Raw genomic sequence first — 16,047 nt, 5'->3', positions numbered from 1 at the left:
TCCAGACGGACGCAATCGCCCGGTTTCACAGATTGCTCGGAAAAGACGTCTATTTCCAGACGGGAACGGACGAGCACGGCATCAAGAACTGGCAGACCGCGGAAAAGGCGGGCAAGGAAATTCATGTGTTTCTCGATGAAAACGTCGGTGTATTCAAGGACCTTTATCAAAAACTGAATATCTCCTTCGACAACTTTATCCGGACCACGGATTCCGAACGCCACCATCCCGGAGCCATACAACTGTGGAAGCGCCTCGTTGCTTCGGGCGATATCTATAAAAAGAAATACAGGGGAATGTATTGCAGCGGTTGTGAGGCTTTCAAGACGGAGAAGGAACTCGAAAACGGCAAATGCCCTGACCACCCGACCAGAGAGATAACACAGGTCGAGGAGGAAAACTATTTTTTCCGCCTGTCGCGATACAGGGATCAATTAAAGAATATTTTAAAAAAGGACGAATACCGGATTGTGCCTGAAATCAGGAAAAACGAAATACTTTCTTTTCTCGATGAAGTGAGGGATATCAGTTTTTCAAGACCGCGTTCATCTCTCAACTGGGGGATACCCGTACCGGACGATCCGGATCATATCATGTATGTCTGGTGCGACGCTCTTTCGAACTATATAACAGGTATCGGGTACGGAAGGGACGAGGATCGGTTCAACGAACTGTGGCCCGCGGACATTCATGTGATCGGCAAGGATATTCTCAGGTTCCACGCGGCATTCTGGCCGGCCATGCTTCTTTCGGCAGAACTGCCCCTTCCGAAAGAACTCTTTGTTCACGGCTTTATCCTTTCCGGGGGCGCAAAAATGGGTAAGTCCACCGGCAATGTGATCGAACCATCCGAACAGATTGAAAAATTCGGCGTTGATCCGTTCCGCTACGCGATACTGCAGGCCACCCCGCTTCAGGGGGACGGAGAATATGCGGAAAATTTAATAAAGGAACGTATCAATATCGATCTCGTCGGCAATTTTTCCAATTTCTGCTACAGGAGTCTCTCGTTCACGGCGAAAAACTATGATTCGAAGATTACCGGCATCGATCGGGACGATGTCATCGATAACATTACGGAAAGATTCCGGGGCATAAAAGAGGCATACGAATCATATGACCTGAAAAAGGCGGTTGCCGAAATATTCGCCGTATCCGATATGGGCAACAAATATCTGCAAAGAAAAGAACCGTGGAAAAACAAGGAAACCTCGGGTGACGTTTTAGGGACCTGTATCAATATTCTCAAAAACCTCGCCATTTTTATCGAACCGGTGATGCCGGGCATAGCGGCACGACTCCGTTCGCAACTCAACCTGACGCCCCTCTCGTGGAACGACCTCGGATTCGATTTGAAAAACCATACGATCGGAAGCCCGGAAATACTTGTCAAACGTATCGAATGATACGTCCGGATCGAATGATACGTCCGGATCCAATGATACGCCGATCAGTACCCCATGATTCTGTGCACGAGCACAAGAAGCTTGAAGTAGATAAAAATGAATATACGGAATATCTTCCACGGTTTTCTGAGGAAACCGGCCATTGATTCGAGGCCCAGTTTGAAGAGATTTTTTGAAATATTTTTTTCCCTGCCGGAAAAGATTTCGAAATAATTATCGATCCATATGTAGATACCGGGATTAAAATTCTTTTTGTTTCTGAATATCCATTTTTCCTTACCCGCCACCCCTTTCCCTACGACGAGCAGGGACGGCGATGATTTTTTTATTGAAAGAACGACGTTCGTTTCCATTTTCCCCTTGAAATAGCCGGTGAAACGGCCGATCACCTTGAGGTCGGGGAAGGATACTTTGAGGTTCTTTTCAGCCTCCATCAGATCCTCCCGATGCGACCCGAGAAGGTAGGTGGTTTTCTGCAGTTTCTCAACAAGGGTAAAGAGTCTGATGATAAACTCGTAAGGATTATACCGGGTTGCCTCTCCCTTTTGTTGAAACCTGATGCCGCGGATTATCCCGGAAGCGACGGGAAGAACAAGCGAGGCTTCCCGCAAACAGCGATTATACTCATTATCGAAACGTCCCCGCAAAAGCCTGTTGACGGTAAGCAGGACAATATGGTGTTTCTCGTTATCCTGAAGAAAATCCTCAATGACCCCGGAAACCGTCTCTTTGTCGACGATATCCACCGGGACATTGAGAAAATTGATACGTTTTACTCTTCGCACACCGACCTCCAGTATAATCGTTCGAGGAGAATAATCCTTACAGCGGCAATCGCGTAGATCGCGGCGGTCTCCACCCGCAGCACCGAATCTCCAAGGTGCACCGGTATAAATCCGTATTCTGCAAGCAGACCGATTTCCCCTCCGGTAAAGCCCCCTTCGGGGCCGATGCAAAGAAAAACTCGCTCTGCCGCTTTTTCAAGCGATTCGTGCAGGCTTCGGTTATTCTCCCTTTCCTGATGAAACACAAGTTTTATTCCACAACCCGCCTGTGAAAGCGACCGTATCTCCCGGGGTGAATCTATGTGAGGGAGAACGGAAGCCCCGCTTTGTTGTACCGCTTCACGTGCTATTCGTTTCCACCGGGCTGTTTTTTTACTCATGGTATCATGATTATCAATTTTTACAATACTATTTTTGCATAAAAGCGGCATTATCGTTGACACACCCGCCTCGGTCGCCTGCCGTATGATCACATCCATTTTCTTTCCTTTCGGCAGGCCCTGAATGAGGGTAACGGCCGGAAGAGAAATCTTTTCCTTTTCTTTACTCTCTGCCGTCAGAAAGAGACAATGCCTTTGCTCGTCCCTCACCGTCAACCTGTATGTGTTGCCTTCGGCATCGAGACCGTCAAAGGAATCTCCCTTTTTGACCCGTCTCACATGTTTCAGATAATGGAAATCGTCCCCCTCGACGACAATCATACACCCGCTTCGAGGGGGACGCCGCAGGAAGAACTGCTTCATTCTCAGGTTCCGATGACCGAAAGATGACAGGACCGCTGCCGGGGCCCGTCAAATTCACAAAAATAAATACCCTGCCACGTACCGAGTACGAGACGCCCGTCATGAACCGGCACCTGAATACTGATGCCGAAAAGACTCGATTTTATATGTGCCGCCGAATTCCCTTCCATATGCTTGTAGTGATCGTCAAGGGGTACAATCGTATCTATCTCCTTGATAATGTCGGCGACAACGGCGGGATCTGCCGCTTCATTGATCGTTACGCCGGCCGTTGTATGGGGAACATAGACATTGCAAAAGCCGTTTTTTATCCCCGATTCGGCAACAAAGGTCTTCACTCTGGCGGTAATATCGCGAAATTCTTCTCTTTTTCTTGTCTGAACCTGCAAGGTATTATACATCATATATCGACACTCCTCTATTTTATTGCTTTTTTTTCAGATATTTCACCGCTTCCTGCAATACGATATCGAAATCGAGATCATAGACCGGATAATTGTTGTTTGCCTTGTTCACCTGGTTACGAATAAGTTTTTTGATGTAACGTTCCCTCAGCACGATCCCCTGTTTCTTGAGTTGTTTGATAAACTCATCGATCTGTTTTTCCGTTGGAGAGGAATTTTTCTCGACGAACGTTTCGATCGATTTTTCCTCGAAGAGTTCTGCGGCGGATTTTTCCTCTTCTTCCGTCAGGGCCTCTTCCTTTACCACTTTATCCGGCTCGATACCCACGCCATGAATACTTACACCGGACGGCGTGTAATATTTCGCGATAGTAAGCCGGTATCCGCCTTTTCCCGCATCCCTGATGGCCTGGATCGATCCCTTGCCGTATGATTTCTCTCCCATTACGTATACCCTTTCATTGTCCTTGAGTGCACCGACGAGGATTTCAGATGCGGAGGCGGAATATTTATCGATGAGAAGCACGACCGGAATATCCGGTGTGACCGTCGGCTCCCTCCATGCCCGATAAACACGGTCCTCGAACGCATTTCTCGACTTTGTACTCACGATAATTTTTCCTTTGGGCAGAAAGAGGTCCGCGATATCGATCGGTGAATCCCGTAAACCGCCCGGATTGTTTCGCAGGTCGATAATCATGGCGCTATACGAGTTTTCATCGAAAAAATCGATCGCTTTTACCACGTTTTCATAGGTCACAGAAGAAAATTCGAGAATTTTCAGATACGCGATATCATCGCCTATCATTTCCCTTTTCACCGACGGGATTTCGATCACCGCCCGCTCCAGTGTGACATCGAAGGTTTTCGACTCCCCGCGTAAAATCGTGAGGGTGACCGATGTTCCCGGCGTACCCCGTATACGGTTGACCACCTCATAGAGGGTCATTTCTTCTGTCGACTCCTCGTCAACCGCGACGATGAAGTCCCCCGCGATGACACCCGCCGCATATGCCGGTGTCGCTTCCATCGGCTGCGACACTTCGATCCACTTCTCTCCCTTGAATATGACAATCCCCACACCGCCTATCTTGCCCGTGGTAATCTCTTCTATCTCCATTAAATCTTCTTCCGTGAGATACGCGGAAAAAGGATCATCGAGCGACTGGAGTATTCCTTTCAGCGCCCCTTCCGTCATCGTATCGAGATCCGCTTTTTCAGGATCCACATAATGCTTCTGGATGTCTTCAAGAACTTCCCGGATAAGCTGAATTTTTTCTTCGAGTTTTTTTGAATTATTCTGGGCCAGGACGGGGAGATTGAACGCAAGACCCGCTATCACGACAAAAAACAACCATTTCATTGCGGCAAGATTATATTTTATTCTCCCCGGAACTTTTCTTATTGCCATACTATACTCCTCTCTTTCATGAAAATCCGTTACCCTCACTAACAGCACCCTTTCTTTCCACTCTTTACACCGGCACCCGCCGGTACCGTTTATTATACCGGGGATCAGCCGGTCACAATGATTTTATATAGGAAACCGCCTCCTGTAACACAAGGTCAAAATCAAGATCATACACCGGAGGATCGTTCAGTGTCCTGTTCAACTCCTTTCGTATAAGTCCCCGGACGTACCGTTCCCGCAACACGACGCCCTCTCTTTTCAACGTCGAGATAAACGAATCGATCTGTGTTTCGGTCGGTACGGGGAATTCCCGGACAAACTCCGCGATCTTATCGTCTTCGAGTAATGCTTCCAGGGATTTCTCTTCCCTGTCCGACAGCTTCTCCTCTTCGATTGTTTTATCAGGTTCGATACCGATACCGTCGATACTCACATTCTGTGGCGTGTAGTATTTTGCCACGGTGAGACGGAATCCGCCGTCCCCGATATACCGTACCTGCTGGACGGATCCTTTCCCATAGGATTTTTCTCCGATTATATATGCACGGTCGTAATCCCTGAACGCCCCGGTAAGAATTTCAGCTGCGGACGCTGAATATTTATCGATCAGGACGACGATCGGAATCGATTCATCGACCATCGCGGCTTTTTCCGCCTTGTAGACTTCATTTTCGAGCGGATTCCGTGACTTCGTACTCACGATAATACTGCCGGCCGGGAAAAAAAGGTCGGCAACGTCGACAACGGAAGAGAGTAATCCGCCGGGATTGCTCCTTACATCAACGACAAGCGCCGAATAATTGTTGCCCCTGAAAAAAGAAATCGCTTCTTCAACCCGTTCGAGTGTATGCGGGGTAAACTGGAGGATCTGCATATATCCGATATGATCCGGCATCATTGCTTTTTTTACGGTCGGAAGTTCGATCATCGCACGCACAACAGTGACGTCGAAGACGGTCGATTCTCCGCGGAGTATGGTCAGTTTGACCGGTGTCCCGGGCTCACCTTTGAGCCGGCCGACGACATCGTCGATTCCCAGATCTACCGTCGTTTCACCTTCGATCGAAATAATGATATCTCCCGCATTTATTCCCGCCTTATACGCCGGGGTGCCGGGAATGGGCCGCGCAACCTCGACCCCCTTTTCTCCTTCGAGGATATAAAGTCCAACGCCCCCGAAACTTCCCGTCGTGGTTTCCTCCATATCCATCATTTCTTCTTCCGTTAGATATGCGGAATACGGATCGTCCAGGGCATCAAGAATTCCCTTTAGCGCCCCTTCGGCCAGAATATCGAGTTTTACCTTCTCTTCATCGACATAATTCCCCCGCACGAATAAAAGCACGTCCCTGATGTCTTCAATCCTGTGCTCGAGATTCATATCACGCGACTGCAAAAACAGCCGTGAAAAAACAGCAAGAAAAATAAGTACGATGAGGGATACGAGTGTAATTACGATAAGAAGCAATTTTTCTTTAATATTTTTATCCATGGTTACCATTGAACTTCCCGATCTTAATAAAAATACCGTGTGGCCACCCTTAAGAGCAGACCAAATAGCGTTTTTTCCATCACGGCCGCACTATGCCGTGTGCCCTGACATAAGGAAAACTCCCCATTTCAATAAAAGACATACAAGCTTGAAATCCGGCCGGAGAAGTGCGATAAAAGTCTCTTGACCTAAATATACAACAAAAGATACACTCTATCTTAATGAAAAAACAAAATTTTTTTTTAATCGCAGGTGCTATCTGGGAATTTATTCGGTTTTTACTTTTTTTCCTTTTTATCACCGGTTTTCAATTCCATGAACTGCTATGGAACAGACAAACAATTCTCTGGTTGATCCTTCTCTCTTCAGCTCAACTCATCATGCCTGCCGGATTTCTTCTTCTCATTATCAATTTTACCAGATTCAGGGCGTTAATACAACTATTACGCTACGGTAAAATACTCGGCCTTTTTTCGTCCCTTATTCTCTTTATCGATGAAATGATTTCCGGTAATGTACTTTTACTCGTCCCTATCCCGTCCCTTTCCCAAACAGAAGGAATTTCTTTCATTCTCCTCTCATTAACGATATTTTTCGATTTGATTTTACTTTATTTTTTACTATCATTTAAAGAAGAGAGACCTCAACCGGTAAAAAACAAGGATACGTCGGGGGAATCTTCATTTTTACCGGTCTTTTCCGAAACCGAGGTAAAAGATGAAATTACAGAGACAAAGGCAGAGGACAGCTAAATGATGATAATACCTGTAGCCAGCGGCAAAGGTGGCGTCGGCAAATCATTGCTCGCGGCGAATCTCGGAATTTCACTGGGAGAAGCGGGGAAAAAGGTAATTCTTGTCGATCTCGACCTTGGGGCCTCGAATCTTCATATGTTTTTGGGGCTGAGATCCGTTAAGCAGGGAATCGGTACGTTTTTAAACAGTCATCATAAAGATTTCAATTCCATTCTCGTGAAAACCGACTATGAAGGGGTTTCCCTGATTCCCGGGGACGCGGAAATTCCTGATATAGCCCAATTAAAAACCGCGCAAAAACGCCTTCTCATGCGGGAGCTTTGCGGCCTTGATGCCGACTTTCTCATCATGGATCTGGGGCCGGGGACTAACTACGATGTACTCGACTTTTTTCTCGTTTCACAGCGGGGGATCCTCGTGACGACCCCCGCGTTGACGTCGATTCTTAACGCCTACCTCTTTTTCAAAAACGCGGTATTCAGAATCATGTCCTCGACATTCAAGTCCAAATCAAAAGCAGCCCTTTATATCGAAAAACTGAAAAAGGACGGAACACCGTTACAAAAAATATATGTCGTAAAGCTTCTTCAAAAAATCAAAGAGATCGATATCGATTGTTATAATGATTTTACGATAAAAATCCGTAATTTCAAACCATTCTTTGTTCTCAATATGCTCGTCAACAAAAAAGACACGGACAAGGCGAATCAGTTGCGCCGGTCGGTGAAAGAATATCTCGACATTGACATCGAACACCTGGGCATCATATCAAAGGATGCCGCTCAGGATATCGCCCTCAATTCCAGACTGCCGATCGTCAAGTACAAACCCGACTCGATTCTTTCCCAGGCAATATACAGAATCGCCGACAAGCTGCTTCAATGTGAATCCGAAGGCGAAGGTCCCCTCGACCTGGAAAATATCGAAGAGAGTTACCAGATAGCGGAAATGGAGGCGGAGGCGGATTTTCAGGCAAAGCTTCACTATATGGAAGAACTCCTCCATTGCGGAGAACTTTCAAAAGGAGACCTTATCGAAATAATAAAAAGCCAGCATTATGAGATAGAAAAACTGAAGAAAGAAAGCAATCTTCTCAAGGCAAAACTCATCCGGGCGATCGACGAGGGTTTCGTTTATTGAGGCGGATAATCGGACGGGAATATGAATCGACGATATATTCAAAAAGTGATATGGATCGAATCGATCCTATGGATCGTGTCGATCCTCCTTTTTACCATTCCCCTTTATGGAGAAGACGAAACAACCGGCGAAACCGCGCCGGAAAAACAGAAAATATTCCTTCTTCCAATCAGAAATATAGCGGAAAACGCAGAATTCGCACACCTTGAAAGTTTTATCTATAACGTATTGACCATCAATATCAAAAAACAGGCGTCCCTCAGGCTTTATCCCGAATCCGGAGCGGTCACCGTTCCGCCGGAAAAGCATAACGATCTTGAAGGGTTGTTTTCCATGATACGCGGGGACTATTCAATAGAAAATTGTATCGTTTGTGAATATTATATCGTCCGCGACGAACTCCATATTATCATCAATCTGTGGGATACCGGCTCTTTCAGGATAAAAAACTCATACAGGAAATCCATGCCGACGGATCTGGATATGCTTTCAAACATCGAGGCGTTGAGTTCGCGGGTAGCTGAAAATATCGGCCGCGTCCTCCCGATGCTGGAACGGGAGGCCATTCTGCAGCGGCAGGTACGTTCACGGTTATATGACAAACTCGACCGGGAGGAACGGCTTTTGGATACGGTTTTTTCGCGGCATAACGAAATTCAGCTTTCCCTTTTCACCGGATTGAATTTCGGCAGGACCGCCGTTTCGATGTCTTCCACAGGATTTTTTATTTCACCGACCCTTCAATGTGAATACTCGCGTTTTTTCGGGGACGGTATTCATATGCGGATAGGGCTCGATTATCTCGCCTTTGATATCATGGATATCGAGGATCCGCGATCCGAAGTGTCTGTCGAAGCCCTTCTGGGTTTTCACACGACATCACTTTTTTCCGTTTCGATCGATGCGGGTCTTGCTTTTATCTACGATTACAACAGCGCCAGTTCTGCCCTTTCCTACAGGACAGATATCGAGGAAACCGTCGTAAAACCCTCAATCGAACGGTTTTCAATCTCGCTCCCCATCCATTTCGGTATTTCCCTCTATCTCACATCATCGTTCTTTATCAATATGCGGATAAAATATCACGGCCTCACTGCGACATTCGAACCGCTTTCTCCTGACGAATATAATGAGGGGACCAGATTGTGGAGATATTATTATGGTTTTTCGCCCTGGACATTGTTGTGTTTTTCGATTACCACCCAGGTGGGGATTCGGTTTTAAGGAGTAAAAAGTCGATAATGAGACTCAAATATATTTTCATATTCATTATTTTCTTGTTGTCGACCCCCTTTTCTCATCCCGTGTATGGGGAGGAGAAACCGCTTGCCGTCGTATTGGACTTTTCCGGTTCCGGAATTTCAGAAAAAGACACCCTTTTTCTGATCGACATATTGACAATCAACCTGCTCGAAACCGGGAAAGTCAACATGATCAGCCGCACGGAGAGAAACGCGTTCCTGCAAGCACGGCAATTTCCCCTCAGTGAAATGGCCGGCACCGGGTCGCTGCCGGAACTGGGTAAACTCCTCTATGCCGATTACCTCATCGGCGGAAAAATAACGGGCGATAAAGGGCCGGTGAAACTGACGTTGTTTCTCTATGATGCCGAAAGCGGACGGATATCGGATTTGAAGACCCGCGAATATTCGGAATTCGCCGGGCTGATCGATAATCTGAGAGACTGTGCCCATGAACTCGTTCTCTGTATACCGCCCGGACAGAGCCGGACGGCTTTATCGCAAAAGGTGCTGAAACAGGTAAGCCCCGTTCCCGTACGGGAGAAAATCCTGTTCATATTCAGAAAACACGATGTGACGGGCGCTGAGGCGGCGCAAAAGGATATGTTTTATTCGCTTGTTTCCATGCTTACGGACGCATCCAGATTCATCCCGTATTATACGGAGATCGACTTTGACTTCACCGCGCCCCCACTCGAGGCTTTTGTACGCGACGCTCGATCGAAAGAATGCGGATCATTCGCATTTATCAGACAGACCACAGACGGACATCGGCCTTCACATTCGTTTGTCGTATACGACAACAGCCTCACGGAAAGACTGGCGGTACCGGTCGATCCGCCCGTCGATCCCGAAGAAAAAGCCCGTGAAATCGGGGAACTCATGACGGAACATCTTCTGCTTCCACAGCGTATGATCGGTGAGGAAGTTCGGAAGAATCTCTATCTCGAGCAAAAAATCGGGGAACTGCTTCTTGCCGAACGGCTTTTCTCAAAACGATTCAGCCTCAGGTTTCATCAGAAATTATTCAAATCGATATATACCCCTACCCTGCACCCGGACCTGAATCTCGTTTCCGGCGAAATCGATCTCTTCTGGTATTATCTCGATATCCTCGGAACCGGTGTCGGTTACGGATTCAATCTCGGTTATCCCGGCACACTCGATTCATCACTCAACAACCATCCCCTTGTCTATCAGCACGAGCTGCGTTTTACACCATTAAGCCTTCGCGCAGGGGGCAGGTTCTGTCTCGTATTCGACTACCTTATTTCGATTGCCCTTCACAATATGTACAGAATCACAAGCCATATAGACGGCCCGCTGACATACGAGAATTCGGGGTTTACCGTGTACATGAAAGCAGGGCTCGATATCGGCTGTCTCTTCTACTTTTCACCGTCATACGCGGTCTATATCGATCTTTTTACCCTTTTTTATTCACTGCCGATAATCCCCCATCCGCAGGACAACGGGATACGTCATTTTTCCGGTGATCTCGGGGGAATCGGATTTAATTTCAGCTTTTAGTAATCCGGTAAACGATGCCCCGGTTCGAAATGATATAGAGGTCATCATGTACCATCAGGGGCGCCGTATAAAACGATTCATTTTCCCGGACGATGACCGTATAAGCTTTCTCGTGTGCGTCGCAATCCCAGACGATCAGACTGCCCGAGTCCGTGCCGGTATAGAGAAACTTACCCGCGATGAGGGGGTAATAATTTCGCCATGTCCGCGTTGAGAGTGTCCCGGAAAATATTTTTTCCGAACGGGAAAGCCTCGAACGGTCCGGATCGAGAACAAAGATACCGCCGTCCGTATAAAAACCAAAAAGGAATCCCCCGTACGAATAAAAGTCGGAGATAATGGGAGCTTCCAGCGTCCATTCCCCGTTCCGCCTGCCGTTATCCGTAATTTCGATGATTTTCGGTACGCTTCCTTCAAGAAGGTACACATAGATACGGTTGTTCATCCACACCGGATTGCAGAACGATTTACCCGCCAGTTCCACCTTCCAGAGTTCCCGCGCCGTTCGGTCGAGTGCGGCGATGTAATTTTCATAAAACGCCCCGATAACGATGACCCGTTCCCCGACTATGGGCGAAAGCGGGAAATGTTCGCTTCTGAGCAGCTTCAATGGTTCGTCCGGTTCGAGAAGGTTCAACGTGTAGTAACCCCTGTTTTTTATGGGTAGGTAGAGGGTCGTCTCGGAGACCAGGGGATGATAATTGTCTTCCATCACGCCGTTATCCCCGAGTGGTATCGATGAGGTGATCGTCTCTTTTTTCGTATCGATCAGATAAAGAAAAAGGGAATCGGCCAGCATCATCGTATTTCCCCGCAACACGGGTTTTACACGGAAAAGCGGAGGTGACTGAAACCGGATCGGCTCTTCGATCCCCCCCTCTCCGAGGCGGAAAAGATTGTTCGTACTCAGGATATAGACCGATGTGCCGTCAAAGCATACGGAAAAAAAAAGCACTTTCCCGGGCCCGGGGGCGTCGACGGGAAGCTTTGCCGCTTCATTTACCATATTGTAGACAAGCGGCTTCTTTTGTTCTCTTGAAGGCAGGGTTATTTCGATATCGGTCTTTTTTTCATCGACCCCTTCCTCCTCGAAGACGGGCTTACCCGCCGCGGTATCCGTTTCGGCATTATCCCGAACCGCCTCCTTCAGGGAAGATACGGTACGGTTTGCATACACCATGTCCCTGTTTTCCTCATCAATCCGTATTTCATGATTCGAAGGGAGGGCGACATTAAAAACGGGGGTTCCCCCGGAAACGGCAAGACGTATCTTCTGTCCGGCGCCAAGGGATACCAGATGCCTGTCCGCCGTCTCCTCCTTCATAAAAACACGGACTTCTCCTTCGAAACAGACTGCGATAATATCATCCCCGGTCTTCTCAAAGAGGACCCGTGTTCCCGTCATTGAAAAAAGGTATTGGTCCGAACTGACGGACAATCTCCTGTCCGTACCAAAGCTTCCGGTTTTATTCACATACATCGAGCCCTTTTCCAAACGGATGGTGATACGGCGTGAAAACTGGGAATAGGAAACGAGCCGGGCTTCGGAGCCGGGGAAAAATCGAAATCCGGCAGTACCTTTTATTTCAAGATCGCAGACCGATGTTTCCGGGACGACGATACGGTCGTTTTCTTCAAGGACATCCCCTTCAGAGCGCATCTGCCCGGTTTCTCCGATAATCCCCGAATCGGATATCAATGTAATGGGATAAGCGGAAACGGTTCCCGGAACAAAGACCGCGAATCCGGTCCAGAGACAAAGCGGGAGGACGATAACACATAATAGAATTAAGGTGAGTGCGGGTGAATATCTGAAAAAAGTGACGGGCTTGATTCTTTCACTCTTTCCGGCAGTCATTTCGGCCATTCTGGAAAAAATCTTTTCTTCCGCCCTCCTGCTTACCGCGACAGGGGAATCGGCTACCTCGATGATATGCTTCAAATCAGTATTGTTTTCGTTTCTCATAACACATCCCCTCCGGGAAAAATATAGTCCCTTTTCAGGAAAAGTATATTTTTTCCTTTGCCATACGCTTTATTTCAGCCTGAAACATCTTTCGTGACCGATACAGGATATTCTCCACGGCCTTCTCTGTTTTATTGATCAAAGATGCAATCTCGGCCATGCTTTTCCCTTCCACATATTTCTTCCTCATTACCTCCCGGTTCTCCGAGGGAAGCCTCCCGAAAGCCGCTTTTAAAAGGAGTCCGTTCTCCTTGACAAGCACATCCGATTCCGGGGAATTCGAAAATGCGTTCAGTAACTCATGCTGCCGTACCCGGACAGTCTGGACTTTGATGATCTTTTTTTCTTTCTTGAGGCGTCTGTAATAATCACCAATCTTGGATTTTGCGATTCTGAGCAGCCATGCCTTTATATTGTGCGTCAATGTCAGTGATCCCGCATAGGTAATCGCATCGCAGTACACCTCCGAAAGAATATCCTCGGCCGTTTCGGTGACATTCCCCACCCTTAAAAGAATATATCCCATGAGTATCTGCGCGGTCAAGGAATAGAGTTCCCTGAACGCCTCGTTATCTTTTGTCTTCAATCGTTTGATGAAATCTCCGGAAAACTTCATAAGCGCTTTATTAATTAATCGTGAAAAAAAGGGCCAACACTCAAATTTTTTTTTTAAAAAGACGGTAAAAAAAAGAAAAGTTTTGAGGGATTCACTCGAAAACAACGCCTTACTATTATAAACGTATAACGAAAAAATTTTATTTCAGGAGGAATATATGTTTAAAAAAGGTTTTAGCATGTCCGCATCGATTCTGATAATCACATGCACACTGGTATTTTATTTTATTTCATGTGCCCCTCCTTTTGAGGACGGAGTCAGGGAAACGAAAGAGCCCGGATTGACAGAGGAAGAGGAAATCATTCTTCGGGAAAAATGCGAAGACGCGATCTCCATCCTTTCAGAATCCGTCGCACAATCGGTGACCGAAGACAATACCATGCTCTCGATTATCCATGAAGAGTTGGGAAAGCGCTTTGACGGCGACACCGAAGTGCTGCTCGAAACGGTTCTCAACAGAATGACGGACGACGGGCGTAAGGTTTCGGAGATCGTATCGCGGTCGGTCGAGACAACCGTCTCGCGCCGCGGCGGGACGAGGGGGACGGAGGACGAAGCGAACCTCGACGAGATTGTCTGGGGACTCGAGCAGATCATGAATCTCCAGATTTACATGCCCGAATTCGATGCGTGGGACGGGGCGTCCGTTCCGCTTGTGGGGTTCATCCCGTTCACCTACGATGTCGAGACCGAAGGCTATATCACCGCTTACGACGCATCCGGAAACGAATACAGGATCGACGAAACGAATTACCTGGAGCATCCCCTCTTTGTTATCGGACCAAACGAACGGACCGACGCGGCGGGAAACATACATGAGGAGTATATCGACATCACAAATGAATCTCTTGCGGGAGCGGCCGACAATTCGGAAATGTTAACACGCGGTGACGATGTCACACCGGGAAGGGAAGGCGCCACGGAGGTGATGGATTATTTCGAGATTTGGAACGAGCATGAAGGTCTCTTCAAGGGAAGTGCCGAAATCCGTATCGTTTTCATGAACGACAAATATCACAAAAAACTCAGATACAATAACGTAAAATCCCATAGCAGAAACAACAACGACCTCGCACTCTTCAACTGGTTCAGGACGATTCACGGTCCCGCCACACGGTTTGTCATTTACGAAAATGACGGACCCGATACTGAATACGAACCCGGCAAACGTTCGGGAAGCCCTTCGAGGAGCGCCACGCTCCTGACCGGAGACGGTGGGGACGGAGGTGGAGATTCGAAATGGTGGGAGGACGTCATCAAATACATAAAAATAGCGGCTGAATTATTCAATATCGGAAAAACCGTTTTCAATTTCGGAAGCGGCGACGAAACGCTGAATGACGGATATATCCTTTACACGGACACGCCGAAGGAATACGTAAAAAGCTCTGAATGCGTCCTGGGTATGACATATATACTCGCCGATCCACCGCCCGCGACCCCGACCCCGACGCCCCATCCGGGCGTTTACGAACTCGTGGTGATGTATAACGATGCGAACGGCGCATTTCAGCGCGATATACATCCGGGACTCGAGGAAAACAGCACCGTCAATATTTCGACGGCCCAAACGTACAAGACAACGGCGAACGACGGCACCGTCACCACATATACCTTTTCCTACTGGTACCTGCGGGGAGGAGAGGCGGTCATCGCCGATAAAAACGCCCGTTCGACCACAGTCGGTTCGTTCAAATCGGACGCGAGTGTCGCCGCGATCTATACAAGCAATTCCCGGAAGGTATACAAACTCATCATAAACTATATGAACGCAAGCGGGGCCGGCCAGAATAAAACAGAGTCCGGGTTGACGGAATCCAGCACGGTCTCGATCAGTACCGCAGCAAGCTATACATCCGGCGGATCGAAATTCACCTTTACAAGCTGGGAATTGAGCGGCAATGCCGTTATCGTATCGCCGAACGCGGCAAACACGACGGTACGGAACATCACATCGGATTCGACAGTGACGGCGAAATACAAAAAAGAAACGACGGCGACCACCTACACGCTGAGTGTCATTCACACAGGTCTGAACGGACAGCAGGGAACGATTCGTCATACGAACCTGACGGAAAGCAGCATTGTTTCCGTCAGCACGGCGGAGAGTTACACGGCTTCCGACGGAACAAAATGGAAATTCGTCCGGTGGAATATTTCCGGGAGTGTTTCGCTAGACAATGCGAGCGCATGGGCGACGACGGCGAGAAACATCAAGGCGGACTCGACTCTGACCGCGGAATACACGGCAACGTACAGGTTGGATGTCACCAGCCTCGATTCGAGCGGAACCTCGCATACGGTGACATACACCGATCTCACGAATACCAGCGTAATAAGCATAAGTACGGTAAGCAGTTTCGAGGCGCCGGGCTCGGGGGGGCACCGCATTTATTTCGTGCAATGGTGGCTTTCCGGGAACGCCGTCATCGACAGCGTCACTTCCACTTCGACAAGCGTGAGGAATTTCAAGGGCAACGCATCCGTTTCCGTCCAATACCAGTAATCGGCAATCGTTTTGAAAAGTATATCCGGTAACCGGGTCCTTCGGGGCCCGG

At 47.9% G+C, this 16,047-nt stretch carries 13 protein-coding genes; 6 read left to right on the top strand and 7 right to left on the bottom strand.

Going from position 1 to position 16,047, the window contains the following annotated elements; translation table 11 throughout:
* On the top strand, positions 1-1,406 hold a 1,406-nt coding region (locus tag JW881_06685), incomplete at its 5' end, for a methionine--tRNA ligase (protein ID MBN1697180.1).
* 44 nt (positions 1,407-1,450) lie between these two features.
* Here JW881_06685 and JW881_06680 read toward each other — a convergent pair.
* From JW881_06680 to JW881_06660, 5 genes are all read right to left on the bottom strand, one after another.
* Entirely contained in the window at positions 1,451-2,191 is a 741-nt protein-coding gene (locus JW881_06680) for a WecB/TagA/CpsF family glycosyltransferase (protein MBN1697179.1), read from the bottom strand.
* Positions 2,179-2,934, bottom strand: a complete 756-nt coding sequence (locus JW881_06675; GenBank protein ID MBN1697178.1) for a 16S rRNA (uracil(1498)-N(3))-methyltransferase — start codon at positions 2,932-2,934, stop codon at positions 2,179-2,181. Before JW881_06675 ends, JW881_06680 begins: the two co-directional genes overlap by 13 nt.
* Positions 2,935-2,936: 2 nt before the next feature.
* Positions 2,937-3,335 (bottom strand): YjbQ family protein, encoded by a 399-nt coding sequence (locus tag JW881_06670; GenBank protein MBN1697177.1) that lies wholly within the window; start codon positions 3,333-3,335, stop codon positions 2,937-2,939.
* Between the two features lie 22 nt (positions 3,336-3,357).
* Positions 3,358-4,749, bottom strand: a complete 1,392-nt coding sequence (locus JW881_06665) for a S41 family peptidase (protein ID MBN1697176.1) — start codon at positions 4,747-4,749, stop codon at positions 3,358-3,360.
* Between the two features lie 112 nt (positions 4,750-4,861).
* Positions 4,862-6,241 (bottom strand): S41 family peptidase, encoded by a 1,380-nt coding sequence (locus JW881_06660; GenBank protein MBN1697175.1) that lies wholly within the window; start codon positions 6,239-6,241, stop codon positions 4,862-4,864.
* A 221-nt stretch (positions 6,242-6,462) separates the two neighbouring features.
* Between JW881_06660 and JW881_06655 the strand changes: the two genes are divergently transcribed.
* From JW881_06655 to JW881_06640, 4 genes are read left to right on the top strand one after another with little or no spacing between them, the layout of a single operon-like run.
* The gene (locus tag JW881_06655; protein ID MBN1697174.1) at positions 6,463-6,993 is read left to right on the top strand and encodes a hypothetical protein; all 531 of its coding nucleotides are present in this window, start codon (positions 6,463-6,465) and stop codon (positions 6,991-6,993) included.
* Positions 6,994-8,136, top strand: coding sequence for a P-loop NTPase (locus JW881_06650; protein ID MBN1697173.1), 1,143 nt, complete (start codon positions 6,994-6,996; stop codon positions 8,134-8,136).
* Between the two features lie 21 nt (positions 8,137-8,157).
* Entirely contained in the window at positions 8,158-9,360 is a 1,203-nt protein-coding gene (locus tag JW881_06645; protein MBN1697172.1) for a hypothetical protein, read from the top strand.
* 17 nt (positions 9,361-9,377) lie between these two features.
* Complete coding sequence (locus tag JW881_06640) at positions 9,378-10,907, top strand: hypothetical protein (protein ID MBN1697171.1); 1,530 nt, start codon at positions 9,378-9,380, stop codon at positions 10,905-10,907.
* On the opposite strand, the gene JW881_06635 is transcribed toward JW881_06640, so the two are convergent.
* Positions 10,897-12,873 carry a FecR domain-containing protein gene (locus JW881_06635; GenBank protein ID MBN1697170.1) on the bottom strand — a complete coding sequence of 659 codons (1,977 nt, stop codon included), beginning with the start codon at positions 12,871-12,873 and terminating at the stop codon, positions 10,897-10,899. The genes JW881_06640 and JW881_06635 overlap by 11 nt on opposite strands.
* A gap of 34 nt (positions 12,874-12,907) precedes the next feature.
* Positions 12,908-13,489, bottom strand: a complete 582-nt coding sequence (locus JW881_06630; GenBank protein MBN1697169.1) for a sigma-70 family RNA polymerase sigma factor — start codon at positions 13,487-13,489, stop codon at positions 12,908-12,910.
* 157 nt (positions 13,490-13,646) lie between these two features.
* Between JW881_06630 and JW881_06625 the strand changes: the two genes are divergently transcribed.
* Complete coding sequence (locus JW881_06625; protein ID MBN1697168.1) at positions 13,647-15,995, top strand: hypothetical protein; 2,349 nt, start codon at positions 13,647-13,649, stop codon at positions 15,993-15,995.
* Positions 15,996-16,047 lie beyond the last annotated feature (52 nt).

This window comes from Spirochaetales bacterium (genome assembly GCA_016930085.1).
Taxonomy (GTDB): Bacteria; Spirochaetota; Spirochaetia; order SZUA-6; family JAFGRV01; genus JAFGHO01.
The sequence above is the reverse complement of the archived record's forward strand: the minus strand, read 5'-3'. Positions and strand labels throughout refer to the sequence as shown.

What these genes read in the sequence shown, in the direction of transcription:
- JW881_06675 (MBN1697178.1), bottom strand. Translation starts at nt 2,934, where the DNA reads ATGAAGCAGTTCTTCCTGCGGCGTCCCCCTCGAAGCGGGTGTATGATT.
- JW881_06665 (MBN1697176.1), bottom strand. Translation starts at nt 4,749, where the DNA reads ATGGCAATAAGAAAAGTTCCGGGGAGAATAAAATATAATCTTGCCGCA.
- JW881_06625 (MBN1697168.1), top strand. Translation starts at nt 13,647, where the DNA reads ATGTTTAAAAAAGGTTTTAGCATGTCCGCATCGATTCTGATAATCACA.
- JW881_06670 (MBN1697177.1), bottom strand. Translation starts at nt 3,335, where the DNA reads ATGTATAATACCTTGCAGGTTCAGACAAGAAAAAGAGAAGAATTTCGC.
- JW881_06655 (MBN1697174.1), top strand. Translation starts at nt 6,463, where the DNA reads ATGAAAAAACAAAATTTTTTTTTAATCGCAGGTGCTATCTGGGAATTT.
- JW881_06630 (MBN1697169.1), bottom strand. Translation starts at nt 13,489, where the DNA reads ATGAAGTTTTCCGGAGATTTCATCAAACGATTGAAGACAAAAGATAAC.
- JW881_06640 (MBN1697171.1), top strand. Translation starts at nt 9,378, where the DNA reads ATGAGACTCAAATATATTTTCATATTCATTATTTTCTTGTTGTCGACC.
- JW881_06645 (MBN1697172.1), top strand. Translation starts at nt 8,158, where the DNA reads ATGAATCGACGATATATTCAAAAAGTGATATGGATCGAATCGATCCTA.
- JW881_06660 (MBN1697175.1), bottom strand. Translation starts at nt 6,241, where the DNA reads ATGGATAAAAATATTAAAGAAAAATTGCTTCTTATCGTAATTACACTC.
- JW881_06635 (MBN1697170.1), bottom strand. Translation starts at nt 12,873, where the DNA reads ATGAGAAACGAAAACAATACTGATTTGAAGCATATCATCGAGGTAGCC.
- JW881_06650 (MBN1697173.1), top strand. Translation starts at nt 6,994, where the DNA reads ATGATGATAATACCTGTAGCCAGCGGCAAAGGTGGCGTCGGCAAATCA.